Below are 25,077 nucleotides of genomic sequence, written 5' to 3' on the forward strand. Positions count from 1 at the left end.
TACCTCTTTCCAATGACAAGGTAAATTCATTGCATCCACATTTAGTCAGGTATGCGTGATGTCTTCAAAAATTAGAGTACTGATTTCAGACTCAACTAACCCATGGTTTAATCTTGCTGTTGAAGATGCTATTTTCCGTACAATGTCTACCCAGCAACGGGTATTATTCCTATGGCGAAACGACAATACAGTTGTCATAGGTCGAGCACAAAACCCATGGAAAGAATGTAACACGCTTAAAATGGAACAAGATGGTATTACACTTGCGCGTCGTCAAAGCGGCGGTGGCGCAGTCTTTCACGACCTTGGAAATACCAATTTTACATTTATGGCAGGTAAGCCTGATTACAACAAGACAATATCAACAGATATAGTACTTACAGCACTCAAACAACTTGGTATAAATGGTAGAGCAACAGGCCGTAATGATTTGGTTGTTGAAGATGCAGAAGGCGAGCGTAAGTTTTCAGGATCAGCATACCGTGAAACAATGGATCGTGGTTTTCATCATGGCACATTATTACTCAGTGCCGACTTAACACAATTAGCCAATTACCTTAACCCTGATAAAAAGAAACTTGCCGCGAAAGGGATCACATCTGTACGTTCACGAGTGACAAATCTCAACCAAATCGTTCATAACATTGACCATAAAATGGTATGTGATGCCATTATTGATACGTTTTGTGATCATTACAGTGAGTATGTTGAAGCCGAACATATTTCACCACAAGCATTGCCTGAATTAGCAGGCTTTAATGAAACATTTGCAAAATTCAGCCGTTGGGACTGGAATTTTGGTAATACACCTCAGTTTACACATAGCCTAGATGAGCGTTTTAATTGGGGAGGTATTGAACTGCACCTTAATGTCAACAAAGGTAATATAACTGAAGTAAAACTATTTACTGATAGTCTAGATCTTGCACCATTAGAATTATTAGAACAACGACTAATTAATTTACCTTATAATAATGCGGCTATAAGTACAGCTATCGATAATTTAGCCATTGAGTATCCACACTATAATGATCTATTAATGGATGTTGATAATTGGTTAAAAAACACTATTAATTAAAATATAATAACAAGACCAGATTAATATCGGTCTTGTTATTGTTAAATAAGTATTATTTATTCCTAATAATTATCACAATCATCACTGCATGGATTTATTTTACGCTCTTGGCAATTATATGGCTCAATATGAATAATAATATCGACAACCTCATCTAATTCATTTAATAAATGTGTTTTGAAATTTTCGGTAATATTATGAGCCCGTTCAACACTCATTTCAGGATCAACCAATAAATGGAAATCTAATAAAATTGTACTACCAGTACGGCGGCTTCTTATCGCATGAACTTCTTGAATATCTTTATCTTCTGCTGCATATGCCTGAATTTGTTTTTCAATATCAGAGTCTGCTTTTGCCTCAGTCAACTCTAAAATTGCTGGCCATAAAATTTCAAACGATGCTTTTAAAATCATCGCAGTTACAATTAATGCTGCAATTTGATCTAAATAATGAAAGGTAGGAAAAAAATAATTCGCTATTACTGCGATAGCAACAGGCAATGAACTTAAAGCATCAGAACGATGGTGCCAAGCGTTAGCATATAGTGCACGACTATTAATACTTTTAGCCTGAATTGCAGTCCAGCGATAAAGCGCCTCTTTCACAACAATTGACGCCACTGCGGCACTAAATGCTAATATCCCTGGTTGCGAATGTGATTGAGTGCTGATCGAATGGAGTGAATCCCAACCAATACCAATACCTACAATAGCCAAGATAAAACCAATAAAAATATTAGTTAATGTTTCAAAACGGCCATGACCATAAGGATGTTCTGTATCAGCAGGAGCCGTCCAATAGCGAGAGCCTATTATGATAGCCGTATCGGTAACCAAGTCAGAAAAACTGTGTACACCATCGGCAATAAGCGCCTGACTACCAGTAAGTTTACCGACAGTAATTTTTATAAATGCTAATGCAATATTTGCAATAGACCCAACCCAGGTGACTTTCTGAATTAACTTAACTGCCGTCTTAGACATAACGCCCCATAAAACATGAAAAATGGATGCGATATAATAACGAATTTAGCTCACAAAATGTGATCTTTTTTACATTAATAACTACTTTACTATTTCGTTTGTAATAGATTGATAACAATGACAATTAATCGTATGATCATTAACCATCCCTACTGCTTGCATAAATGCATAACAGGTTATATTACCAATAAATTTAAATCCATGATGCTTTAGAAATTGACTCAATGCCTGTGATATAGGGGTTGTAATGGGAACTTGTTCACTCGACGACCAATGATTAATATGAGGTATATCATTAACAAACTGCCACAATGGAGCAGCTAAACTACCATACTGGTTTTGTAGTCGTTTAGCAGCGCGCGCATTGGTAAATACCGAACGTAATTTACCTTGGTGTCTAATCACATCATAATTAGCAATAATCGTCGTTATACGTAATTCTATTTCTTGCTCACTATAAGCCGCAAGCTTCTCAATATCATAGTCTTCAAAAGCTTTTCTATAGCTAGCGCGCTTCTTTAAAACGGTATACCAATTAAGCCCAGCCTGAGCACCTTCCAATGTTAAAAATTCAAATAAATAACAATCATCCTTATGAGGACGCCCCCACTCATTATCATGGTATTGGCGTTCTAAATCTGAATGAATAGCCCACTCACATATATTATTTGAATTTGTCATATCACTTTTAATAATAATATTTATATTAATTAACTCTATTTTCACAAAACACAAGTAATAAATTTATAAGAATACCTACTACTATAGCGCATTATTCTTAAAGTCTTTTTATATAAGTCACTTTCAATCATCGTTATTACCTAAAAATATTTATCAATATCACATTATCCATATTAAATATAAATTTAGGTTTCAGTTTTTTCTCTTTGATGCATACTAACTAAGCCTATAGCATGTACAGATTCATTAAGGGATTAAATGTGAAAAATATTGCGGAGTTCATCGCACAAATAGAAAATGATAAGTGCACATACAATGCTTGGGTATATGCACAAAATGGATGTTATAAACAATTAAAGAGTAGCAATGTTAAAAACAGATATTCATACCTTAGAGAAATGATTGAATGTCATTTGCAAATTGTCGTGGAGCTAAACAATAACAAATTAGAGCACTATTTATTATTGTCAGAGATAAATGTTGCAACTCATATTGTATTTAACAATCAAAAAGTAACTGCGATTGCAGCTTAAAAAATAAATATTGAAAATTAATAATGAAAACTTAGGCTAGTTGACATTTAAGTAAAAACAGATCATTAGGTCTGTTTTTTTTACTCAACAAATATGTGGTTATATCTTATAACTAAAAGTAATTAAACACATATGCTTCATGTTGAGTATATTAACTGCTAATATAATACAAAACAAACCATATTTTATAAAAAGGTGACGTATATCAAAAATATCATCGTGTTTGGGATAAATTATATAGCATCTTCTCTTTTCCAGCTTTACAAGCAGAATAACCTTGTTGCCAACCTTTATTAAAACGCATTGAAGTGTCATTTAAAGTCAGATCTTGGTTATAGCGATGTCCTGCTACTTTTGCTTTCGCAAGTGCTGACTCGCAACCTTGATTATAGCCATAATGATAAATACTGTTGTATTCAATATTATTGATATATTTATCGGGTAAAAAACGAATATCGCCATCATCAGTGTGCGTACAGCCGACAATTAACAGTGCTGCACCACTAATTAATATCATTCTTTGTTGCATGCTATCTCCTTTCACCATGCTTTATGTCACTTCTATTAGTCTAGCAATAAATCTTACTATGCACTGAAAATAAGCCACTTCTTGAATCTACAGCAAAAAAAAACCGCCAACATTACTGCTGACGGTTTACTCATTATCCTTAACGGTTAAGGATCTTGTGATTCAGGTTTTGGCAAATAATGCTCAGGTTTTAACCCTAAGAATTCAGGTAACAATGTACCTACAGATATCGATGACCATGTACCGGTTAGCACACCAATAAACATCGCAATAGAGAAACCTTGCAGTGATGAGCCACCTAATAACCATAATGAACTGATTGTCATCAACGTCGTACCCGATGTCACCATCGTACGTGAGAACGTTGCAATGATCGCTTCATTATTAGTTGCTTCAATATCTTGCTTTGGTTTCGCAATCAGAAGTTCACGAATACGGTCAGCGATAACAATCGAGTCGTTCAATGAGTAACCTAAAATAGCCAGAATAGCCGCTAGTACCGTTAGGTTAAACTCCATTTGAGTCATAGCAAAGAAACCCACAGCTAAAATAACATCGTGCATTAGTGCAAGTAGCGCACCAGCAGCAAGACGCCATTCAAAGCGGTAACTTAGATAACCTAAGATACAAAGCATAGTAACAAGTAATGCTAAACCACCTTGAGATGCCATTTCAGCACCCACTTGTGGTCCTACAATGCTAGTGTTTAACACTTGGACTTGGGCATGTAACGGATCAAGTACTTGAGTAATTTCTGGGTAAGTCTCACCTTTAGCTGGTACTGAATAGCGTAGAATCCAACGACCAGGTTCATCAGCTGCAATTACAACAACATCTTGTTTAAAGCCAGCATCCATCAATGGTTCAATTTCACTGCTCGTAATTTGGCTGTTCATCTGTACTTCACTAACAACGCCGCCAGTGAAATCAAGACCCCAGTTTAAACCACGAATACAAATGAAGCTGATCGAGATAACCATTAGCGCAATTGACACAATACCGGTCATATAACGCAATTTAGTTAAGTGTGTAATAATCCAATTTTTCATTGCGTTAAACCCTTACATCTCGACGAGAATCACGACCCCAGACCAAGTTAATAATGGCGCGGGAAGTAAATATACCAGTGAACATACTGGTTAGAAGACCTAGACCTAACGTCAATGCAAAGCCTTGAATTGGACCATTACCGATAGAGTACAGAACCACTGCTGTGATCATTGTGGTAAAGTTCGCATCGAAAATTGTACCAAATGCGCTACTGAAACCACGATCAATCGCTTGAGCAAAACTGCGACCATCTCGAACCATATCGCGAATACGCTCAAAAATAAGCACGTTGGTATCAACAGCCATACCAACGGTTAATACCAGACCAGCAATACCCGGTAAAGTTAATACCGCTCCAGGAATCAAGGCAAGTAAACCGAATAGCATAATCATGTTAGTGATCAACGCAATGTTTGCCACCCAACCAAGGCGGCGGTACCACAATGCCATAAATAGCAATGTCACACCTAAACCTAATGCTAGAGCAGCAAAACCATTTTTAATGTTTTCAGCACCCAATGTTGGACCAATGGTACGCTCTTCAACAATCGTTACTGGCGCGGTTAATGAACCCGCACGTAGTAATAACGCTAATTGTTGTGCATCAGCAAGTGAACCAGCACCCGTAATACGGAAGCGGCTACCTAACTGAGTTTGAATAGTAGCAACACTAATGATCTTGTTAGTTTGTACTGTCTGACCTTTGGCATTACGCGTATATTCACTGTAAGACGTTGCCATTGGTTGGCCCACGTTATTACGTGAGAACTCTGACATCATGCTGCCACCAGCACTATCCAAAGTAATATTAACTTCTGGCGTACCCATTTCACCCATGCTCGCACGTGCATCGATAATATGATCACCGGTTAATACTGGTTTCCGGCTTACACGTACAGGACGACCTTCTTTGTCGTCAATAATCATTGTACTACCAGTACCTTCTTGCTTAACCGCATAGAAAGCAAGGCTAGCTGTTGCACCAATAACGTTCTTCGCTGCCGCAGGATCTTGTACACCTGGAAGCTCGATACGAATACGGTTTTCACCTTGACGCTGTACAGATGCTTCGGTAATACCTAATTGCTCAATACGACCACGCATAGTTTGCAAGTTCTGCTGTACTGTTAAGTTACGCAGATTAGTTTGCTCATCTTCACGCATAGACAAGACTAAGTTATCGCCTTGACCATTCTTCGCTTGCCATTGTGGGTATTGAGTACGAATGTATGTACGTACTTTATCATTCGCAGCTTCACTTGGAAGACGCACAAGAACTTGATTATTATTGGTCAATTCTGAGCGTGCAGCACGAATATCTTGTTTACGAAAATCAATACGAAGATCGTCAGTCAGCTGCTGTGCATGCTGCTTGTAAACTTCTTTCATATCGACATCAAGCAAGAATTGCACACCACCACGTAAATCAAGACCCAACTTAATAGGTTCAAAACCTAGGCCTAATAACCACTTCGGTGCAGCAGGTTCTAATGCTAACGTTAAACGACTTTCATTATGAATAATGCTGTTTAGCGCTTCTTTAGTATTAGTTTGCTCTTTGGTTGAATTAACGACCACAATAGTACGAGTTGGCTGCTGTTCAATAGTTTTGGCTTCAATGCCATTTTCTTTTAGAACACGTTGAATCTCAAAAGGTGTTGGCATTGAGCCGCCTTTCGCACTGATTTGTACTGCTGCATTTTCGCCATACCAAGTTGGGATCGCACTAAGCAACATAATCGAGACTGTCACAATTAACACAACATATTTCCATGCTGAGTAATGATTCAGAATCTGTTTATTATTCTTTTTTCTCATTATTTTAAGCCATATATCTAGCAACAAGCTCATCTTGTTGCGACCGATAACACATCAGCAATTATTATTAATTTTTATCTTTTATATAGACAAACAACCGTTTGTTATCATATTCACAGCCGATAACAGTTAGTATTAATAATAGTTATTGATAGATTTAATACATAAATTAATAGAACGTTTTATGTGTTGATGAAAGCAACATCACTAAGTAAAGCACACCATGCCATAAATGACATAAACGCTAGTAATGTCTTACGCGGTAACGAACGGACGTTCGTAATGTGAATAGAGTAGATTAGATTCTTTCCAGCCGGATACACGCGATGATGTGGATTTTATCGTTAATATCCAATCACTTTGTGGGCTAAGAGGTTCTGCATACCCAATAGTAAGTATAGGTATAGGAGGTAAAGGTAATTCAAACGCCAATTCAAATGTTGGCGGTATATCATCAGCATTATGATAAAAACTACTCAAAGACCGAGTAGATATATTAATGATATTTTTTAAATTAAGGGCTTCTGAACGGTGATGTTTACCACTGTGTAACGGAAATTTAATATTGGTTGGTGCAGGAAAGTTCCACACTAACTTAGTGTTATAAAACGACACCGGCAAGCCATTGGTACTGACATATCGATCAGTGGGATGCTTTTGAGTAGGAGCTTGTTCGCTCTGATGCTGTTGCGTTGAGGCATGATCTGTTATTGCTGTTAGTGTAACAGCAGTAACGTTAAGCATCGGTGTTTCAATAACATCAGTATATACAGGATTGGTCTGAGTGAAGTCCGCATGTGACGATGCCGAAGCAAATGAACTTGCTCCTAAACATAGTACTAATAACACAATACGAAACACAGCTGACAACATTAGACTTAACTAAACCAATCCATAAAATAAAAGTGAGTGTTATGATAATTGGCAACACAAGTTGTTACAAGCGATTAATCTCGAATAATTAATCCTATTGATAAACCTCACTCATTTGAACAAAACACATACAACTGCTAACCATTTACGCAATAATGCAGTCTGTTATGATGTTACATATTGCTCACAATTAAAACCAAGGAAGTATTAACTATGACTGCAAACGTTGCTTTTTTAGGGCTCGGGACGATGGGCTATTCGATGGCTGGACACCTTGCTAAAGCTGGCTATCACGTTACGGTTTATAACCGTACCCAAGCAAAAGCAGACGCTTGGACAAAAGAATATAATGGTGAGAGTGCTCTTACTCCTTGTGATGCAGTGAAAGAAGCAGATATTGTTTTCACTTGTGTCGGTAATGATGACGATGTACGTGAAATTTATAAAGGCCAACAAGGTATTTTAGTAACAGCTAAACCTGGTGCTATTTTAGTCGATCATACTACAGCCTCTGCTGATGTGGCACGAGAAATTGCTGATGCAGCACATGCTATTGGTTGTGACTTTTTAGATGCGCCAGTATCAGGCGGCGAAGCCGGTGCTATTAATGGTTGTTTAACCGTAATGGTCGGTGGTAATGAAGCTGTTTTTAATAAAGCCAAACAGGCTATAGCAAGCTATGCCAAAGCAACGACTTTAATGGGTGAAACGGGTTACGGTCAAATAACTAAAATGGCCAACCAGTTATGTATCGCTGGTGTATTACAAGGGTTATCAGAAGCAATTACTCTCGCCAAAGCCGCAGGGCTTGATATTCACACCATGACAGAAGTATTAAAACATGGTGCAGCAGGATCATGGCAATTAGAAAATCGCGCCCAGACTATGGACGCAAACTTATTTGATTTTGGGTTTGCCGTTGATTGGATGCGTAAAGATCTCGCGATTTGTTTCGATGCTGCTGACAAACTTAATGTGGAGCTACCATTGGCAAAACAAGTTGATTCACAATATGAAAAATTACAGCAACGCGGATTTAATCGAGCAGATACATCAGTATTAATTAAACAATTTGATAAATAATCAGCATTAAAATATCACTCAAATAAAAACAGATAGTGTTAGAAACAACGAAGCCGTTGTAAGATTTCTTACAACGGCTTCGTGACTCAATGGTTAAATTGCTTGTTTATTCCATTATAACGTAACAAAAATGCCCGCTAAGGTCGCACTCATTAAGTTAGCTAATGTTGCCGCCATCACAGCTTTAAAACCGAGTCGTGCAACATCACTACGACGCTCAGGTGCCATCACACCAATTGAACCAATTTGAATCGCAATTGAACCAATATTGGCAAAACCACATAAGGCAAACGTGATAATCACTTGTGTATGAGCAGATAAAGTCTGTTTAACTGAAGCAAAATCCATAAAAGCAACAAATTCATTTAAAATTAGTTTTTCACCAATGAAAGTACCTGCAGCCATCATTTCATTCGCCGGAACCCCAACAACAAAGGCCAATGGTGAGAAAATATAGCCTAAAATAAGCTGCATACTTAATGGGGTGGTCGCAAACCATTGTGATAACGACTCCATTCCCATGGTCGATGTTAAACTTGCTAGGCCATAACCGACCTGCTCTAGTCCTGCATTAGCCATCGCAATCACACTAACAAATGCAATTAACATCGTACCAATAGCAACAGAGACTTTCATACCATTCATTGCACCAGCGGCTAATGCATCAATGGCATTACTGTGTTCACTAGTTGCCATTTCAATCTCAACCTGCTCTTCTGGCGTTTCTTGCTCTGGCACTAAAATTTTAGCCATTAACAAACCACCAGGAGCCGCCATAAAACTAGCTGCAATCAAAAACTTAAGATCGACACCGAGACCCGCATAACCACCCAATACTGAACCAGCAACAGACGCCATACCACATGTCATTACCACAAACAGCTCAGAACGGGTCATTTTGGCTAAAAAAGGACGAATAAGTAATGGTGATTCACCCTGCGACAAGAATATATTACCCGTAGCAACTAATGATTCTGCGCGGCTCGTACCTAATAGCTTTTGGATACCACCACCAAGAACTTTAATTACCCACTGCATAATACCGAAATAATATAGTAACGAAATTAATGCACTAATAAAGATCACTAATGGCAATACTCGAATAGCAAATACAAAGCCACTTTTTTGAATATTGGCTAAATCACCAAATACAAACTTTATACCTACATCGGCAAAGCTCAACAAACCAGCAACACCGTCGCTCATTGCACCAAGCATTTTCTGTCCAAGAGGAATGTACAACACTAAGGCTGCAAAACTTGCTTGTAGCACTAAAGCACCAATCACGGTACGCCAATTGATCGCTTTGCGATTATCTGAAAGTAAAATTGCGCATAAAACCAGTATTGCAATACCGGCCAAACTAATTAACAACTGCATTATTTCGTCCTGCTGTGTTTATAAATGGGTGTCGAATAATGAAGGTATTGATTGTGTTGCGGCATCGGAAAAACATTTGCTGAAGACTCAACAAAAGATGGGGATTACGCAAATATGCGTAAACAACTAAAAGAGTGTTCGTCCAATGGTACAACATACAAGTCACCTAAATTAACAAGCTAGTTAATGCCGGTCCAACTCCGTGGGTCGTTCACATATCCTAGTGACAGCTTGTAATAAGGTGGCTGAACGTAATTGTTCTGGCCGAGGCGGGAGTATATAGAGATCTTGATCACATTAAAAATTTAGCATAGTGTTTTTTTACATTTACACATAATTAGCATAAATAATATGCGAAATAATGATATTTAGTATTGCTTGGTAAGATTTTTTGTACAAAAAAGCCCAGTTATCTATTTGAATAACTAGGCTTACTTATTAACATACCACTGACAAATATTCGTATATAACAAAAATATATTATTGGCCGTTATTTTGTTAATGCGTTGTTTAACCACTCATCGAATGCAGTTTTAGGCATCGCACCATTTAACATGTCGACCATTTTACCGCCTTTAAATACCATAATGGTTGGAATGCTACGAATACGATATTGTCCAGCAAGTGCCTGTTGAGCTTCAGTATCAATCTTAACGAAACGAGCTGCGCCATCACGTTCATTAGCAACATCAGCAAAGATTGGTGCAAAACCAACACATGGGCTACACCACGGGGCCCAAAAATCAACAACAACAGGTTTGTCACCATTAATTAAATTAGCGAAGTTATCAGCAGTACCTTCGATTGGCATACCATCAAGTAGCTTTTCTTTACAAGTACCACATGTTGCTTCGTCATTAACACGATCAAGAGGTAAGCGGTTCATTGCTTTACAATGTGGGCAGCGAGTTGTCATGGTTGTCATAATGAATTTCCAGATCTAATTCTAAATTAATTATATTTAATCTATCCCCTTCTTTATCAAAACAAAAGAAGTTTTAACTGATTAAGCTGATAGGAAAAACCTATGAATAGACATCGGTCATCAATAACACCAAAATACTTTTAATGGCTGTTTTTTTAGCCTCTATTAAATAATTTTTTGGGCTTGATATAGAATAGTTAACTCAAATATCACACGGATTAAAAGAGCTAACTCTTTTAATCCGTGTGAATGCCGATAAACTCGCGTTCTATTCACCCAATGGCTGTGCAGCTTTATCATTTACATCACTACAAGACCAACCAAATCCGCCGAGCTTAAGAACAAACTGCTTTGCTTTTGCTTCACAATAGCCAACTTCATGATTAGCACTCCATAAAATTTTATTACTGTCCGGCTTAGTATATTTAACCTCACAAGGCACTTTACTGCCTGGCTGACTATAAACAACTTCAACAGTGCGTTCAGCGCCATCCTTGTGACAAACATATTTGTCCTGTGCATATACTTGAAAAGATAAAATAGATAATACTAATAATATAATTACTTTCATAATGACCTCAGGGTAGTAACTTCCGCATTAAGTTTAGTCTGGTTAAGAATCAACAGCACAATCCCTTGCATCTCAAACCCTAACATTTGTATGATGTATACTCGATTAACATAAAATAGAATTTTCTAATGACAAACCCTATCTCTGTTCCAGTGAAACGTATTCGTCGTATGCGCCGTACTGCCAATATGCGTGATCTTGTACGTGAACATGAATTTAAATTAGCGGATCTGATCCACCCAATCTTCATTGAAGAAACCTTAACTGAAGAAGTGCCTATTAGCACCATGCCGGGCATTTCACGTATTCCAGAAACCATGCTGGCTGATGAGATAAATACACTTTATAAGCTTGGCGTGCGTTACGTAATGCCTTTTGGTATCTCTCATACCAAGGATGAAATCGGCAGTGATACATGGAATGATGATGGTTTACTTGCCCGTATGGTAAAAACAATCAAAGCCGCTTGCCCTGACATGATGGTGATCCCTGATATTTGTTTTTGCGAATATACCACTCACGGCCATTGTGGTGTTTACCATGATGAGCATGTCCTCAATGACGAAACACTCGCATTATTAGTTAAACAAAGTGTCACTGCAGCTAAAGCTGGTGCTGATATGCTAGCACCGTCAGCAATGATGGATGGTCAAGTTAAAGCCATTCGTGAAGGTTTAGATGCAGCAGGTTTTGAGCATGTGGCTATTCTTGCCCATGCGGTAAAATTTGCCTCTGCCTTCTACGGCCCATTCCGTACTGCAGTTGATTGTGAGTTAAGCGGTGATCGCAAAGCATATCAAATGGATTGCGCCAACGGCCGTCAAGCGTTAGTAGAAGCTCTACTTGATGAAGAAGAAGGTGCAGATATTTTAATGGTGAAACCAGGCACACCTTATCTTGATGTGGTTGCTAACCTTCGCCGTAAAACTAATCTACCACTCGCGGTATATCAAGTTGGTGGTGAATATGCAGGGATCAAATTTGCTGCATTAGCAGGCGCGTTAGATGAAAAGCGGGTGGTGTATGAAACATTAACTGGTTTTAAACGTGCAGGTGCGGATCTTATTGTTAGCTATTACACCAAGCAAGTTGCACAGTGGTTAGCGCAAGATAAAGCATAATTTAATCACATCACCCGTTATTCTTTAACAAACATACAATTGAGTCTTTAAGCATAATTGATCAAACATCTATTATGCTTAAGACAGAGTTACACATTTTGTTGAATTATTTGTTCACACCAATGTATAAGTTATGATTTAAACCGTCGAATAATATCTTTATAGCTTTCAATAATAAACGTTCCCAAACCACCGCCCACAGAAGAATCGGCGTACTCTTGCAATGCATACACATAGTTTGAGTTGAACTTATCTATCGCTTCATCTGCAGTGTCAGCAAAAATCACATCATCTTCTACTTCAAAACCGAGTTTTAACAGCTGATTTTTTTCAACCATAAAACTATCGCTATCCATTTTGAGATAAGTAAATTTCTTTCGGTCAGTATTGGGCATACAAAAAAATTGAAATTTTGACATCTTAATCTTCCTTTAGATGAGTTCTTTGAGAACAACTAACACATCATAAGCATCAATGGTAACTCATAGATAGTGGCCATTATTTTAATTCATCCATCCGTGACTAAGTCATCAAAAATACACTGTATCAAAGCATACTCTCAAGACAAACCAAGTGAATGACCACAAAATAATAAATGGATGACTTATCCCTATATTGATATCGTGCATTATTAGCCATGAATAAGCTAACCACAGGTATAATCCATAGTAAGTTAATAGAGAGGCTTAATTACATTTCCTTCGCAAAATAGGCCATAATTTCAGCAGTAGTCATTTGCTGAGTCTCATTGGTAAAGCAGTAATAACTAGGGCGTGCATCACTAAAATACTGCATCTCCATTTTTAGCCCTTTCAAGTCAGGGAACAAACCAACAGGCATATTATATTCACCTGTTTTTTTCACTTTATAAAATAAATGCGTTCCACATTCGCAGCAAAAACCACGCGATGCCCAAGGTGATGATTGATATATTTTAATACTCTCTTCACCCTTAAATTCCACTTTAGTGCCACATTGCACAGCAAAAAAAGGAGCACCACCCCACGTTCGACATGATTGGCAATGGCACACAGTAAACTTAGGATTAATCTCTGCGGCCATAATTTTTACTGCACCACAAAGACAGCTTGCTTCTGAATGAGACATTGAATAATTCCTTAACTAATAATTAATCTGGCTCATCATAATAGCGCCCTCAAAACCACTGTATATAAACACAGTTCAATTCTGTGATGTTTAGCTTAAATAGCACCCTAAACCATACCTAGAAATAACACTGTTAAACATAATACTACATCTACTACCTACAACGGCTTTTCGCCACTGAGCTTAAGTGACACTCGCCAAAACTTAGGAATAACATAGTTGAAAATAGTTATATCACACCAATAAAGACCACGATTAATATATAAAAATAGTGGCTTTATCATCGAAGTCTCGCTCAATACACTTCGAATCGGCGTCATCAACCCTTGGTCAATGATGGGAGATAAAAAACCTTCGGTAATAATTTTAGGAGTATTAAAGCCACATAATAATTGTTCAGCATCTTGCTGGTTAAAATCATGTACATCAATATTGGCGTGATCCCACCGCATTTGCCGCTGATGCTGCTTAGAAAAATAGCGACGAGTATTATTGATCCAGACTAACGGCTTTTTGATAATATCAATCAGTTGTCCACCATGGGTTGTCGGCTCACCGATAAAAACAAACTCCCCCCCTGGCTTTAAAACTCGTAAGAGTTCTTTCATGAATTTTTTTGGTTCAGGCAAATGATGCAAAAAAGCACAACCAACCACTAAATCAACACTATTATCATCAAAAGGGAGTATCGTCATATCTGAAACAATCGTTTTTATCTGTGTATTCATTGAGTGAGCATTTTTATGAGCAACTTCCAAACTACGCTCACTAATATCTACGCCAATCACCTGTTGATACCAATTAGTTGCTGCAAGTTTAACCGCTAAATTTCCGGTCCCAGAAGCGACATCAACAACCACTCCTCCTTTAGGAAGCGTATGTCCTAATACAGACTCTAACTCTTTAATCGTCCGTTGTTGTGATTTATTATCATATGTCGCTCCCATTCTAGCGTCATAATTAAATGCTTCTTCTTGATCATGAAAATCTTTGTTTAACTTATGAATATAATCTGCATCAATTTTTTGCCGCATGACCAACGTCCTCAAATAATACAAAGACGGCTAACGTCTAAATTTAAGTACATAAATAGTAAATAAGATAGTCAAACCAACCTATCGCATGCTTATATGCTAATAATAATAGTTTTATTACTATAGTTTAAAACGTCGATTTAAAATGTCTGACCGTATCGCAAATAATAATTGCCGTGTTTTTTAAGAGAATGTGAAATGCTTAAAGATAATAAGAAGCAAAAATACTGTACAAATAACATGTATTTTTGCTTCATGGATATTAGAGAGAAGTGGATCCAAATAAAAGGAAGGAATCGTTAATAATTAGCTTTTTAGCTCATCATTAACGGCATAACAAGACCATCCAAAGCTAGCCAATTTTTCAGTAAATTTTTGTGCCTTAGTTTCACAATAGCCCACTTTATGTTGCGCACTCCATAAAATGTCACTCTGATGTTGTTTAGTATATTTAACTTCACACAGTATCTGACTACCAGGAGCATGGTAAATAACTTCAACGTCACGCTCAGCATGATCTTTAGTACACACATATTTACTTTGAGCGTATGTTTGAAAAGAAATAACAGCGAGTATTAAAAGTAGAATGTGTTTCATTGTAAATCCAGAATAGAAAATTTAGCGCTAATCTTACTCTTTTTTCCCACTCCAAATACTCATCATTGTGTCAAATTTATTCCTAAATCCCCCATTCGCACCAAAGCTATTTGATCTATAAATAACAACGACTTAAAACATACAACTAACACTATTAAAGACACCTGTGAAACACGTTACATTTTACGAAGAAATATAAACTCGACAACATGTGGATAGTAGATTTCCTATCGCCCTCGCGGGCATTCACTGTAGGGAATAACGGTAGCTGTTTGGGGCATAGACAACATCTGCAAACGTCATCGAGTTGGGTGTGGGTTTATTTAGACCAGAAAAAGGGACACCACGATCGGTATCCCTATGCTGAGTTCAGAGTGCGAGCTATAACGGTAACTGTATTGCTCGCGTTAATCATGTAAGTGTTGTTACATTGCCTCTGACAATAGTATACGTCTAACATTTGTTGCGTTGTAATGCGGTTAATGAATAATTGGTACATGCATCTCGCCTCTTTGTGTGGCTAATGCGTTGATTCAACCTATACTTAATGCAATAAACCTAACTCTCTTGCCTCTGCAAGGGTTAACCCGCTTGCTTGAATATCGCGTAGCATCTCAATGCGTCGTCGTGCAGCACCTTGCTGCTTCTTGCTATCTGCGATGTTGGTCGCCGAGTCATCTTTATGTTCCCACTTAGATGAAACGGAAGAAATTTCTGAATAATCGATAGAGTTAATAGACACAATACCCTCCTAAAGAAACCTGTGTCGACATGCAGTACTTAGTATCAAAGGTTTTAAATTGAAAAAAGCAAATAACAACAAGTTTGTGAGCAACGCCATATTCGTAATAAAATAACGAAAAAAGACTAGTCATCATTCTATTTATTGCGTAGTTTTGATCGTTCATGCTTACAAATAAAGCATGCTTTAACGCAAATAATTTTTAGCACTATGTCGCCTTTTTGCCTCATGTATTTCTATGCTTTTATTCGCAAAACTCATCACTAAGCCCATAACATCACGTTAATAGTGTTAGAAGTAAAATTATTAACGATATAAATAATTAGTGCGCTGCGCAGTTTCACTATTAACAACAGATTAGGTATCATTTTACAGTCTAAAATGTGAAACTTTACATTACAAAAATTTACCTATAGCTCGCTATCTAAAAAGCGTACCGTTACAAGATAGCTTTAATTAAGGTCTACTACTATGAATGCAATGTTATCTGAACGTGCCCAACCAGGTACTTTATCCAATCCAAATACTTTTGCTGAATACCTCACTTTTGTTTTTAAAACAGATGTGAATGCAGAAGCAGTGAGTGATGCTTTCGCTAAAATTCAGATCATTGAAAAATCTATTGGCCAAAAAGATTCAACCGCAGACCTTAGTTTTACAGTCGGTGTATCTCATCATGGTTGGTCAACCGCTTTCCCAGCAACGCCTGTGCCTGCTTTATTACAAGATTTTAAAGCCATGACTGATGGCGACCGCAATTTCCCAAGTACTCCTGGCGATATATTTATCATGATCAAATCCGAGCGCATGGATTTGAACTATCAGGCAGCTAAATACTTAGCATCAGCATTTGCAGATGTAGCAACATTAATTGAAGATATTCAAGGTTTTAAATACCTTGATAGTCGCGACATGATTGATTTTGTTGATGGCACAGAAAACCCTAAAAATGCAGCTCGTATGAATGCAGTATTAGTCGTTGATGATCTCGATATTCACCAAGGTGGTAGTTATTTAACCGTCCAGCGTTACATTGACCGCCAAGGTTTATGGGATAAACAAGCAACGGAATATCAAGAACAAGTTATTGGTCGAACTAAACTTGATGATATTGAACTAGATGATGACGTAAAGCCTGCTTGGGCACATAACAATAAGAGTAAAGTGATTGTTGACGAGAAAGAAATCAAAATGCTTCGTCAAAATCGTCCTTACGGTAACGCAATGGAACATGGCACCATGTTTATCGGTTTAACGGCCTCTCCTGTTACAATGAGCACATCACTGCAACAGATGATTTTTGCTGATAGCAATGGTGATTATGATCGCCTACTTGACTTTGTTGAAGCAAAAACAGGTACAAACTACTTCATCTTTTCACAAACATTACTTGATACTTTTGCAGATTAATCTTAGTTAATAATCTGTAAATTTCTCAGCCCGTTGATGCAACCTGTCAATGGGCTGATTGCATTATAACGCTGATAATTACCACAATTAGCAACAATCAATATACATAAGTGAATCTTCGTCACCAGTAACTCATTGAATCTATTAAAGCTCATTTTTTTTTACAGAATAATGGCTTGCTTCCTAACAAATTCTGTTGTCCCCTATAGACTTATTTATTATTAGCGCTTTTTTATTACGTATATAAAGAGCTTTTTTTCTGGGGGCAAGAATGTACAACACCCTTTTTACCCGCGTATCACTCGCTGCAGTTATCGCTGTGCTTGCGGGTTGTAGTTCACCACCACCACCAAAACCAGCACCTGATTACAGCTTTAAAACAGCGGCCAAAAAATTCATTGCGGCCGATAGCGCACGTAAAAATGGCGTTGTTGTTGATAAAGGTCTGTTTTATCCAAAAGAAACCTTCTCTTATAGCTACCGTTACTGCTCCAATAGCGCCCAACAAGCCCAGCAAGATATCGAACAGTTTAATCAGTTAGCGACCAAAACTTGTACCATAAACAAAGGTTCAATGGTTAATTTAGATTCCGGTACATGGTGCGTTCAACATCCAAATACCGATCAGGAAACCCCCCTTTTTGCAGCACGCATTTCCTCCATTGATCTATGGGCCGATATTTGTTCTGACGGTCCCTTCGTTACAATGCGTATTATTGAGAACCGCGATATTCCTCAGACAGCATGGATTGATGGTGCAACATTATTAGGTTATCAACCTTATTCAGTTCATCGTAAATTAATGAGTACTAAAGCTATTGAGCACCTCGATGATGTAACGCCACCGCCAGCAGAAGAAGCATGGACAGAGGAGACCGCCTTTATTGCTACACATATTGGTGAAACTGTATGTATGTATAAAAAATCGCAAGACGACGCGTATGGGGTGACATACAAAGGTACGATTGAAAGTGTGAAAGATGGTCGGGTTCGTGTGCTTGCTACACGTAAAATCAAAGGTGATGTACGTATCGCACCAGTATCAACACCGTTACCATGGCATAAAAAAGCTTTTATTGAAGCGGATGCTAAATCTTGGTTTATCTGCCAATAACATTAATTTATTTTACAATAAGTTAGTTTATATCACATAAAACAACAGCGGCTGTATTTAATAATTAAATACAGCCGCTGTTTTAGCTTCAATAGATATTTTTAATCAATTTACACTATAAATTGATTAAAAAAAGCCAGAGTTTCACATAATGCTTGATTACGAATAACATCTTTTTCCATTAAGATCTCATGGCGTGCATTACGAATAACTTTCATCTTACAATGTTTATTCTGGCAACAAAATCGATGGTGACTACTATTGTCAACGATGGTATCACTGCCTGCTTGAAGTAATAAAACTGGAATATCTATTTTTTCAACATCTCGAATACAATGATCTGCTGCTTGAATCGCTTGCCATAACCAGCGCGGACTTGGTCCGCCAATGCGTAATTCTGGATGAATTTGATATAAATGCTTTGCCCAAACATAGCGTAATTTACTTTGGCATAAAGCGTTATTTTCAAACGGCTCTTCGTGATAAGGCTTCTGCCCTAAAACATACGAAGGTTCATGCTGATAATGTTCCATAATCTTAGCTATCGATGATGCAACCAGTTTTAGAGGCACTGGCATATGGATACCAAACATAGGTGCATTCAATACTACCGCATCAAAATGGCTCTTATATTTTTCGAGATAAAGAGTGGTGATTGCTCCACCCATTGAGTGAGCCAATAAAAAGTGATGCTGGTAAGATTTTTCGTTATCTACAACTTGAGTAATAAATGCATTTAGATCATCAACATAATCATCAAAACTATGCACATGACCCAGCTCAGGATCTGCAGTTAAGCGGCCAGAAGCACCTTGGCCTCGATGATCATAAGCATAGACATCATAACCCTGTCGTGAAAATTCAAAGAAAATTTCTTGATACTTCCAAAAGCTTTCATTACGACCATTCACAATCACAATACAGCGAGTATTGATAGGATTAGTCACACTGATCCATTGGATCTGTACCCCATCTTTACCACTAAATGCACTTTGTTTACGCTGCAACCACATACTATGAACGTCATTTTCCATCAATTGCGTAAACACCGACTCCTTGGTTGAAAATTCCACCTTATTTTGGTTCATTTATTAACAACTTCTTAGTAAAGACCCCTCAAACACATCACTTTAATATGATATTATTTGAATATTAAAATTAAGCATATTTCATTAAATCAGTATTGGTCACATCATGCTTATAATCAGTTTTATAAGGCGCATCTTGAATATTAATATGGCGACCAACGGTATTTAAAAAATATTTACCTGATTGATATCCCAAGTGATAATCCATATCCAGTGAATCGATATCACTACCAATCATTTTTGACCGCAATGGTTTTTGAGGATGGATTTCAAAAATAGTGACATCATCCGGAGGATTACTTAAAAATTCTTGGGTTTTTCGATAGTTATCTTCATGCTCTAACAACATTTCAATCATACCTGCGGCTTTAGAATTACCTAGAGCACGACGGATATTTGTCATCCAACAATGGTCAAATGACGTATCGATTGGTACAGTTCGTATCACTACAATGTGCCGATAACCACGTTCATAAGCTTCTTGGACTGGAATTGGTGCGCATAAACCACCATCGACCCAATATTCATTTTGAGAGAAAATAGGTTTTTTATTTAACACTGGCACAGCACATGATGCTTTTAATGCTAATGACCAGTTATCACTGTTTAAGTTAAAATACGATGCCTGATGGCTAGTAACGCCACTTGCTGAAGCTAACACCGTACGTGAGCGCATATTCTCGCGTCCTTGATGCCAATCAAGCTCAAAACTTGTTTGCGTTTGTTTCATTAACCAATCTAAATCCAATCCTTCCCGACCAAAAATAAACCGATAAACATCAAAAAAGTGATGATCTGTTGTCGCTTGAGTAATAACTTTATATGCATGCTTATATTGACCACAAATATAAGATGCTAAATTCAGCGATCCTGCTGATGTACCCACCATTAGAGAAAACGGATTAAACTCTGCTTCTAAAAAGGCATCCAACACCCCAGCAGTAAAAATACCGCGCTGACCGCCACCTTCGGTGACTAAAGCTATTTTTGATATATCTGTAGTATCAAAGGAAAGCCCTTCAATATTCTGTACTGCATAAGAGATGTGTTTACCAGTCATAGCGTTTTTACTTTTTAGTGGGTATTTATCATACAAATTTGTTTTAGGAGTAATCAGTATAACCACAGTGGGGAAAAGTATAAATTACCCAAAATAATAACTGATATTCTAAATATGAGCCGCTTGACTCATCGAAAATAACCTGCCTTATATAATTATTCAGTCATATAGGATAAAAATATTTTATTAATATCAACCTGCGCTTTTAATTTTGCTGCTAGCAAATATAGTCCGCCTAATTTACGATGCAAAAAAATCGCATCTGCTGGCGGTGTATGCCAATAACCTTGTTTCATGCTTAACTGACTGCCTGCATCACGAATTCGACCTACCATATCGGATTGACCAAAATCATATACACCTTGATACCTCAGAGGTTCGCAGGCTTGTAAACACAATTCTAATAACGCTTGTTGAGCTTGAGGTTCAATCGGCTGAGAGAAAAAACCAATTTGTTTCAATGCAGCTAACATTCGTGGTTGATCATCAATCACAGCACCAGTCATTAACTGTTGATAACCATCTGCAATATGTTGGGGATAAACCCTTGTGGCACCGAAATCAAGCAGTACTAATTTTTTAGTCTCAATATCATAACGATAATTGGCAAAGTTAGGATCGGTTTGTACTAATCTAAATTCAAACACTTCCCTAAACATCAGGCTAAAAGCAAGTTCAATAATATGATCACGTACTGTTTGTGGTTGATGAACTAATTTATCGACATCAATACCACCAACAAACGTCATTGCAAGAATATGTTTAGTCGTCAAATCATCATCAATATCTGGTAATAAATAGCGCGTATCAGTGGCTAATAATTGACGATATTGCTTTACATATTGTGCTTCAAGTAAATAATCAGCTTCTGCATGAAGTTGCTTTTTAGCCTCATCCAATAACTCAGAGACATCCAACTGTTTTGGGATTAACCCACTGATATTCAATAAGGTAGCAACATTATTTACGTCACTATCAATGCTTTTATTAATTCCTGGGTATTGAATTTTCAGAGCTAATTGACGTCCATCTTGGGTTGTCGCTTTATGCACTTGTCCAATTGATGCCGCTGCAATCGGGTAAAATGAAAACTGACTAAATTGCTGTTGCCAATCGCTGCCCCATTGCTGTTCAAGAGAATGATTTAATTGGCTTATCGGCATTGGTTTAGCATTTGCCTGTAACCGTGATAACAATTCGGTTAATTCCGGTGGTAATAAGTCACCACCATCCATTGATAATAATTGACCAACTTTCATTGCCGCACCGCGTAAATCAGCCAATTGATCAGCAACGCGTTTAACGTTCGTTGGGGTTAAAATCAATTCACTCACTTTAGGTCGATGACCAGTGGCTAACTGTTTTGCCCCTTCAGCAACCATACCAGAAGCAACTCGTGTTGCTAATGACCCAAGTTTAGCTAACCGCGATAATCGACCACTTGGCACTTTCGAATACTGCTTTTTATCATTCATTTAGAGACTCTTTACTATGAACAGCCATCTTTAATCACTGATTGCTGCTATTAATACTATCATAAAAGACATTATCGACGTCTGACACAAAATCACTATAAACAGCCAAAAAAAAAGGCCGATAATGTCTGCTAAAAGTAGCTTACATTATCGACCTTTTCTAAGAGCGTATATTAATCGTATTCAGGTTCGTTACGATTTTTAAAATTAACTAATAACCCGAGTACTAACACTACTACTGTTACAATGAAAATTGATTGGAACACATGGTGATACTGCGTTGCCGAAGCAATTAAATCAGCAGTATTCGTCGCTTGCGTACCTGTTGAGGTTAATTCAGCAATATTTGCTGCTAAATAGTTAGCAACAGAGCCACCCATTAACATATAAATACCCGCTACCGTACCCGTTGCACCTTGAGGGTTCATGCGTGTAATAGCAGATAAAGCTACAGGGTCAATAAACAGTTCCGCAATACCAATCAAGAACAAACCAATAAACAGCCATAAGAACGTTGTATGGCCACTCACCATCGCTAATTTAGACGATAAAGTGATCAAACTAAAACCAGCTGTTAGCAAAAATAAACCCATATTCAGCTTAGTTAGGGTACGTACTGAAATTTGACGCGATGCCAGCACTTTCCATAACCATGCAACTGCACCACCACCAACAATAACAGCAACTGGATTCACTGATTGGAAAAAGGCTGTTGGAATATGGTAGCCGAATATATCCGTATCAATATTACGCTCAATGAATAAGCTAATTGAACTACCACCTTGTTGATCAAATGCCCAAAAAACCATGCCAAATAACATAAAGTAAATGATTGCATTAAGTTTCTTACGATCTTCAGTGCTGCTCTTACGGTATAGGCGTAACATCTGTAAGGCAGAAAAAGCCAAAATAACAGCTAGAATATACCCAGCAAGTAAATCTTGTAATACAAACACTAAACCTATAGCACATACTATCACGCCAAGAATAATCAATTGCCAGTGACTAAAACCAGCGGTCTTTTGACGTAATGCAGGTATATTCGCTTTTTGAACATGAGCAAAATGCTTACGGCCAGTGCTAAAAATAATCAAACCGATTAGCATACCAATGCCTGCAAGAGCGAAACCTACATTCCAACCCCAACGACTAGCAGCATAACCACAGAATATCGGCGCTAACGCAGAGCCTACATTACCTCCAATATAAGAAATCGAGAATCCAGATTCGCGAGCACCTTCATGATCTTTATATAACTCACCCAATAAACAGCTTGAATTCGTTTTAAAGAACCCATAACCACAGATAATCAAAGCAAGCGCGGCATAAAGCACCGTATTATCATGGCTAGGAATACTAAGCACAGCATGACCAGCAACCATTAAAGAGCCACCAATGATCACTGACCAATAATTGCCTAAATAGCGGTCAGCTAAATAACCGCCTAAGATTGGAGTAACATAAACCAGCGATGTATAAGCACCGTATAAAGCATATGCGTGGTCGTCAGACATTAAAAGTTTTTGAGTCAAAAAGAGAATTAATAACGACCGCATGCCGTAATAACTAAAGAATTCCCACATCTGTATCGCAATGAGGTGAAAAAGCCCTTTAGGCTGAGAGGATAATTGCATATTGTTTCCTAGGTAAAGGGGCCATAAAGGCTAACGGTAATAATTGTTATTTAATTCGAAATACCGTTGGTATTTAGTACTGAAAATACACTGAACATCTACAAGCTCAAGCTTAATCTTGCTCCATATTTAGTATCTTAATTTTCACACTAATGAAGAGGACTTTATCGTACATAAAAAATGACGCTTAATTATATACCATATGGCGATATTTTCCACTTATAGTTATATTTACCCCACAAAAGTCACATAAAAAATCATTTAATTCTAAATTTACGCATAATAATTCACTTAAATTTAAGTATAAAAAAGCCGTTAAGTAATCAGCTAGAATATCAACTATCACTTAACGGCTTTTTATTTATTTGTTAAAAACTAACAAATACCAAACAATTACAAAGTTAAATCCAATTCATTATGTATTAATACAATACATTGCGATGCAAATAACATCTTAGGCCCTAAACTGATTTTTTCAGCGCCTAAACGTTTTAAGCTATTAAAACTTTTCTTGGGCATCGGCATATGATCAGTCAATAAAAAACATGGGTTGGAAGCCAACTCTATATCTCGAATAAAATCACCTTTTTTATCGAGCATATATAATTGGTAATCTTCTGCTAATTCACATACTAATTTTTCAAAGCTAATAGTACGAACACAAATACCAGGCTCGACATTCCGCAACTGCTCTTTATTCATACCAATAGACTTATCTAACGCATGAGCTATTTTTTCAAGCCAAGCTTGCTCATGAAAACCCGATAAGTTACTAATATCATTAGAGCTAAAACTAATAGTGCGAGAGAAATCTTGCGTACTTTCAAGTACTAAATGCACCATAATATCTTCACGATGCGACTGCGCTACAAAAATAGCATTCATTAAAACGTGAGCCAATATCTCAGTGTGAGCGTCTTGTCCAACTGACGCAATTAACAACTTACTGTCGGTTGGGGCTGAACGGGCTCGTAACACGAAAGCGCGCATAATCAATATCCTAGAAATTTAAAATGTTCTTGTTGATCGCCCACTACAGAAAATCAACAATAGATACTGACTATTATCCTTGGTTTTACAACTGATGTAACCCTAAAAATAAACTCAGTGATCGATAAAATAATCTATTAGTCATAATTAAAAATAATATCAGCCGAGATCACAAATCGTAATCAGCAACCTGTTAAT

The 25,077-nt window shown here is 37.5% G+C and carries 25 protein-coding genes; 6 read left to right on the plus strand and 19 right to left on the minus strand.

Features of this window, described 5'->3' with window-relative positions:
- Positions 1–58: 58 nt before the first annotated feature.
- Entirely contained in the window at positions 59–1,078 is a 1,020-nt protein-coding gene (gene lplA / locus PPBDW_RS17950; RefSeq protein ID WP_036791090.1) for a lipoate--protein ligase, read from the plus strand.
- Between the two features lie 62 nt (positions 1,079–1,140).
- Here the strand turns inward: lplA and PPBDW_RS17955 are convergent, their stop codons facing one another.
- A complete protein-coding gene (locus PPBDW_RS17955; RefSeq protein WP_036791092.1) occupies positions 1,141–2,064 on the minus strand; it encodes a cation diffusion facilitator family transporter in 924 nt (307 codons plus the stop codon).
- Between the two features lie 81 nt (positions 2,065–2,145).
- Complete coding sequence (locus PPBDW_RS17960) at positions 2,146–2,745, minus strand: DNA-3-methyladenine glycosylase I (protein ID WP_036792892.1); 600 nt, start codon at positions 2,743–2,745, stop codon at positions 2,146–2,148.
- 260 nt (positions 2,746–3,005) lie between these two features.
- On the opposite strand from PPBDW_RS17960, the gene PPBDW_RS17965 reads away from it, so the two are divergent.
- On the plus strand, positions 3,006–3,278 hold the full coding sequence (locus PPBDW_RS17965) for a hypothetical protein (RefSeq protein ID WP_036791093.1): 273 nt from the start codon (positions 3,006–3,008) through the stop codon (positions 3,276–3,278).
- A gap of 214 nt (positions 3,279–3,492) precedes the next feature.
- On the opposite strand, the gene PPBDW_RS17970 is transcribed toward PPBDW_RS17965, so the two are convergent.
- The 4 genes from PPBDW_RS17970 to PPBDW_RS17985 all read right to left on the minus strand — a co-directional run bounded on the left by PPBDW_RS17970 (position 3,493) and on the right by PPBDW_RS17985 (position 7,548).
- Positions 3,493–3,807, minus strand: a complete 315-nt coding sequence (locus PPBDW_RS17970; protein WP_036791095.1) for a hypothetical protein — start codon at positions 3,805–3,807, stop codon at positions 3,493–3,495.
- A 146-nt stretch (positions 3,808–3,953) separates the two neighbouring features.
- A complete protein-coding gene (gene secF, locus PPBDW_RS17975; RefSeq protein WP_036791097.1) occupies positions 3,954–4,856 on the minus strand; it encodes a protein translocase subunit SecF in 903 nt (300 codons plus the stop codon).
- Between the two features lie 4 nt (positions 4,857–4,860).
- Positions 4,861–6,675 (minus strand): protein translocase subunit SecD, encoded by a 1,815-nt coding sequence (gene secD / locus PPBDW_RS17980; protein ID WP_036791099.1) that lies wholly within the window; start codon positions 6,673–6,675, stop codon positions 4,861–4,863.
- 255 nt (positions 6,676–6,930) lie between these two features.
- Positions 6,931–7,548, minus strand: a complete 618-nt coding sequence (locus tag PPBDW_RS17985; protein ID WP_054262167.1) for a hypothetical protein — start codon at positions 7,546–7,548, stop codon at positions 6,931–6,933.
- Between the two features lie 213 nt (positions 7,549–7,761).
- Between PPBDW_RS17985 and PPBDW_RS17990 the strand changes: the two genes are divergently transcribed.
- Entirely contained in the window at positions 7,762–8,631 is an 870-nt protein-coding gene (locus PPBDW_RS17990; RefSeq protein WP_036791101.1) for an NAD(P)-dependent oxidoreductase, read from the plus strand.
- A 114-nt stretch (positions 8,632–8,745) separates the two neighbouring features.
- Here the strand turns inward: PPBDW_RS17990 and PPBDW_RS17995 are convergent, their stop codons facing one another.
- From PPBDW_RS17995 to PPBDW_RS18005, 3 genes are all read right to left on the minus strand, one after another.
- Positions 8,746–10,011, minus strand: a complete 1,266-nt coding sequence (locus PPBDW_RS17995; RefSeq protein WP_036791103.1) for a NupC/NupG family nucleoside CNT transporter — start codon at positions 10,009–10,011, stop codon at positions 8,746–8,748.
- Positions 10,012–10,501: 490 nt separating this feature from the next.
- Positions 10,502–10,936: a thioredoxin TrxC gene (gene trxC, locus PPBDW_RS18000; RefSeq protein WP_036791105.1), complete on the minus strand. Its 435-nt coding sequence runs from the start codon at positions 10,934–10,936 to the stop codon at positions 10,502–10,504.
- A 268-nt stretch (positions 10,937–11,204) separates the two neighbouring features.
- On the minus strand, positions 11,205–11,507 hold the full coding sequence (locus PPBDW_RS18005; RefSeq protein WP_054262168.1) for a hypothetical protein: 303 nt from the start codon (positions 11,505–11,507) through the stop codon (positions 11,205–11,207).
- 128 nt (positions 11,508–11,635) lie between these two features.
- On the opposite strand from PPBDW_RS18005, the gene hemB reads away from it, so the two are divergent.
- Positions 11,636–12,628 carry a porphobilinogen synthase gene (gene hemB, locus PPBDW_RS18010; RefSeq protein ID WP_036791107.1) on the plus strand — a complete coding sequence of 331 codons (993 nt, stop codon included), beginning with the start codon at positions 11,636–11,638 and terminating at the stop codon, positions 12,626–12,628.
- 131 nt (positions 12,629–12,759) lie between these two features.
- Here hemB and PPBDW_RS18015 read toward each other — a convergent pair whose 3' ends face one another.
- From PPBDW_RS18015 to PPBDW_RS18035, 5 genes are all read right to left on the minus strand, one after another.
- A complete protein-coding gene (locus tag PPBDW_RS18015) occupies positions 12,760–13,047 on the minus strand; it encodes a hypothetical protein (protein WP_036791109.1) in 288 nt (95 codons plus the stop codon).
- A 271-nt stretch (positions 13,048–13,318) separates the two neighbouring features.
- The gene (locus PPBDW_RS18020; RefSeq protein WP_036791111.1) at positions 13,319–13,735 is read right to left on the minus strand and encodes a GFA family protein; all 417 of its coding nucleotides are present in this window, start codon (positions 13,733–13,735) and stop codon (positions 13,319–13,321) included.
- 158 nt (positions 13,736–13,893) lie between these two features.
- The gene (locus PPBDW_RS18025) at positions 13,894–14,769 is read right to left on the minus strand and encodes a class I SAM-dependent methyltransferase (protein ID WP_054262169.1); all 876 of its coding nucleotides are present in this window, start codon (positions 14,767–14,769) and stop codon (positions 13,894–13,896) included.
- 306 nt (positions 14,770–15,075) lie between these two features.
- Positions 15,076–15,366: a hypothetical protein gene (locus PPBDW_RS18030; protein ID WP_054262170.1), complete on the minus strand. Its 291-nt coding sequence runs from the start codon at positions 15,364–15,366 to the stop codon at positions 15,076–15,078.
- Between the two features lie 544 nt (positions 15,367–15,910).
- Entirely contained in the window at positions 15,911–16,108 is a 198-nt protein-coding gene (locus PPBDW_RS18035; RefSeq protein ID WP_036791113.1) for a hypothetical protein, read from the minus strand.
- A 471-nt stretch (positions 16,109–16,579) separates the two neighbouring features.
- Here PPBDW_RS18035 and PPBDW_RS18040 point away from each other — a divergent pair, with 471 nt between their 5' ends.
- Both PPBDW_RS18040 and PPBDW_RS18045 read left to right on the plus strand, forming a co-directional pair.
- Positions 16,580–17,518, plus strand: a complete 939-nt coding sequence (locus tag PPBDW_RS18040) for a Dyp-type peroxidase (protein ID WP_036791116.1) — start codon at positions 16,580–16,582, stop codon at positions 17,516–17,518.
- Between the two features lie 271 nt (positions 17,519–17,789).
- Positions 17,790–18,632, plus strand: a complete 843-nt coding sequence (locus PPBDW_RS18045; RefSeq protein WP_036791118.1) for a hypothetical protein — start codon at positions 17,790–17,792, stop codon at positions 18,630–18,632.
- A 110-nt stretch (positions 18,633–18,742) separates the two neighbouring features.
- Here the strand turns inward: PPBDW_RS18045 and PPBDW_RS18050 are convergent, their stop codons facing one another.
- The 5 genes from PPBDW_RS18050 to trmY form a co-directional block, all read right to left on the minus strand.
- Positions 18,743–19,666: an alpha/beta fold hydrolase gene (locus PPBDW_RS18050; protein WP_036791121.1), complete on the minus strand. Its 924-nt coding sequence runs from the start codon at positions 19,664–19,666 to the stop codon at positions 18,743–18,745.
- Between the two features lie 124 nt (positions 19,667–19,790).
- A complete protein-coding gene (locus PPBDW_RS18055; protein ID WP_036791124.1) occupies positions 19,791–20,780 on the minus strand; it encodes a patatin-like phospholipase family protein in 990 nt (329 codons plus the stop codon).
- 155 nt (positions 20,781–20,935) lie between these two features.
- The gene (locus PPBDW_RS18060; protein WP_036791126.1) at positions 20,936–22,255 is read right to left on the minus strand and encodes an ABC1 kinase family protein; all 1,320 of its coding nucleotides are present in this window, start codon (positions 22,253–22,255) and stop codon (positions 20,936–20,938) included.
- A 173-nt stretch (positions 22,256–22,428) separates the two neighbouring features.
- Complete coding sequence (locus PPBDW_RS18065) at positions 22,429–23,889, minus strand: peptide MFS transporter (protein ID WP_036791129.1); 1,461 nt, start codon at positions 23,887–23,889, stop codon at positions 22,429–22,431.
- A gap of 393 nt (positions 23,890–24,282) precedes the next feature.
- Positions 24,283–24,879 carry a tRNA (pseudouridine(54)-N(1))-methyltransferase TrmY gene (gene trmY, locus PPBDW_RS18070; protein ID WP_036791132.1) on the minus strand — a complete coding sequence of 199 codons (597 nt, stop codon included), beginning with the start codon at positions 24,877–24,879 and terminating at the stop codon, positions 24,283–24,285.
- Positions 24,880–25,077 lie beyond the last annotated feature (198 nt).

It is taken from the genome of Photobacterium kishitanii, from assembly GCF_000613045.3.
In the GTDB taxonomy this organism is placed as follows: domain Bacteria; phylum Pseudomonadota; class Gammaproteobacteria; order Enterobacterales; family Vibrionaceae; genus Photobacterium; species Photobacterium kishitanii.

What these genes read in the sequence shown, in the direction of transcription:
- lplA (WP_036791090.1), top strand. Translation starts at nt 59, where the DNA reads ATGTCTTCAAAAATTAGAGTACTGATTTCAGACTCAACTAACCCATGG.
- PPBDW_RS17955 (WP_036791092.1), bottom strand. Translation starts at nt 2,064, where the DNA reads ATGTCTAAGACGGCAGTTAAGTTAATTCAGAAAGTCACCTGGGTTGGG.
- PPBDW_RS17960 (WP_036792892.1), bottom strand. Translation starts at nt 2,745, where the DNA reads ATGACAAATTCAAATAATATATGTGAGTGGGCTATTCATTCAGATTTA.
- PPBDW_RS17970 (WP_036791095.1), bottom strand. Translation starts at nt 3,807, where the DNA reads ATGCAACAAAGAATGATATTAATTAGTGGTGCAGCACTGTTAATTGTC.
- secF (WP_036791097.1), bottom strand. Translation starts at nt 4,856, where the DNA reads ATGAAAAATTGGATTATTACACACTTAACTAAATTGCGTTATATGACC.
- secD (WP_036791099.1), bottom strand. Translation starts at nt 6,675, where the DNA reads ATGAGAAAAAAGAATAATAAACAGATTCTGAATCATTACTCAGCATGG.
- PPBDW_RS17985 (WP_054262167.1), bottom strand. Translation starts at nt 7,548, where the DNA reads ATGTTGTCAGCTGTGTTTCGTATTGTGTTATTAGTACTATGTTTAGGA.
- PPBDW_RS17990 (WP_036791101.1), top strand. Translation starts at nt 7,762, where the DNA reads ATGACTGCAAACGTTGCTTTTTTAGGGCTCGGGACGATGGGCTATTCG.
- PPBDW_RS17995 (WP_036791103.1), bottom strand. Translation starts at nt 10,011, where the DNA reads ATGCAGTTGTTAATTAGTTTGGCCGGTATTGCAATACTGGTTTTATGC.
- trxC (WP_036791105.1), bottom strand. Translation starts at nt 10,936, where the DNA reads ATGACAACCATGACAACTCGCTGCCCACATTGTAAAGCAATGAACCGC.
- PPBDW_RS18005 (WP_054262168.1), bottom strand. Translation starts at nt 11,507, where the DNA reads ATGAAAGTAATTATATTATTAGTATTATCTATTTTATCTTTTCAAGTA.
- hemB (WP_036791107.1), top strand. Translation starts at nt 11,636, where the DNA reads ATGACAAACCCTATCTCTGTTCCAGTGAAACGTATTCGTCGTATGCGC.
- PPBDW_RS18015 (WP_036791109.1), bottom strand. Translation starts at nt 13,047, where the DNA reads ATGTCAAAATTTCAATTTTTTTGTATGCCCAATACTGACCGAAAGAAA.
- PPBDW_RS18020 (WP_036791111.1), bottom strand. Translation starts at nt 13,735, where the DNA reads ATGTCTCATTCAGAAGCAAGCTGTCTTTGTGGTGCAGTAAAAATTATG.
- PPBDW_RS18025 (WP_054262169.1), bottom strand. Translation starts at nt 14,769, where the DNA reads ATGCGGCAAAAAATTGATGCAGATTATATTCATAAGTTAAACAAAGAT.
- PPBDW_RS18030 (WP_054262170.1), bottom strand. Translation starts at nt 15,366, where the DNA reads ATGAAACACATTCTACTTTTAATACTCGCTGTTATTTCTTTTCAAACA.
- PPBDW_RS18040 (WP_036791116.1), top strand. Translation starts at nt 16,580, where the DNA reads ATGAATGCAATGTTATCTGAACGTGCCCAACCAGGTACTTTATCCAAT.
- PPBDW_RS18045 (WP_036791118.1), top strand. Translation starts at nt 17,790, where the DNA reads ATGTACAACACCCTTTTTACCCGCGTATCACTCGCTGCAGTTATCGCT.
- PPBDW_RS18050 (WP_036791121.1), bottom strand. Translation starts at nt 19,666, where the DNA reads ATGGAAAATGACGTTCATAGTATGTGGTTGCAGCGTAAACAAAGTGCA.
- PPBDW_RS18055 (WP_036791124.1), bottom strand. Translation starts at nt 20,780, where the DNA reads ATGACTGGTAAACACATCTCTTATGCAGTACAGAATATTGAAGGGCTT.
- PPBDW_RS18060 (WP_036791126.1), bottom strand. Translation starts at nt 22,255, where the DNA reads ATGAATGATAAAAAGCAGTATTCGAAAGTGCCAAGTGGTCGATTATCG.
- PPBDW_RS18065 (WP_036791129.1), bottom strand. Translation starts at nt 23,889, where the DNA reads ATGCAATTATCCTCTCAGCCTAAAGGGCTTTTTCACCTCATTGCGATA.
- trmY (WP_036791132.1), bottom strand. Translation starts at nt 24,879, where the DNA reads ATGCGCGCTTTCGTGTTACGAGCCCGTTCAGCCCCAACCGACAGTAAG.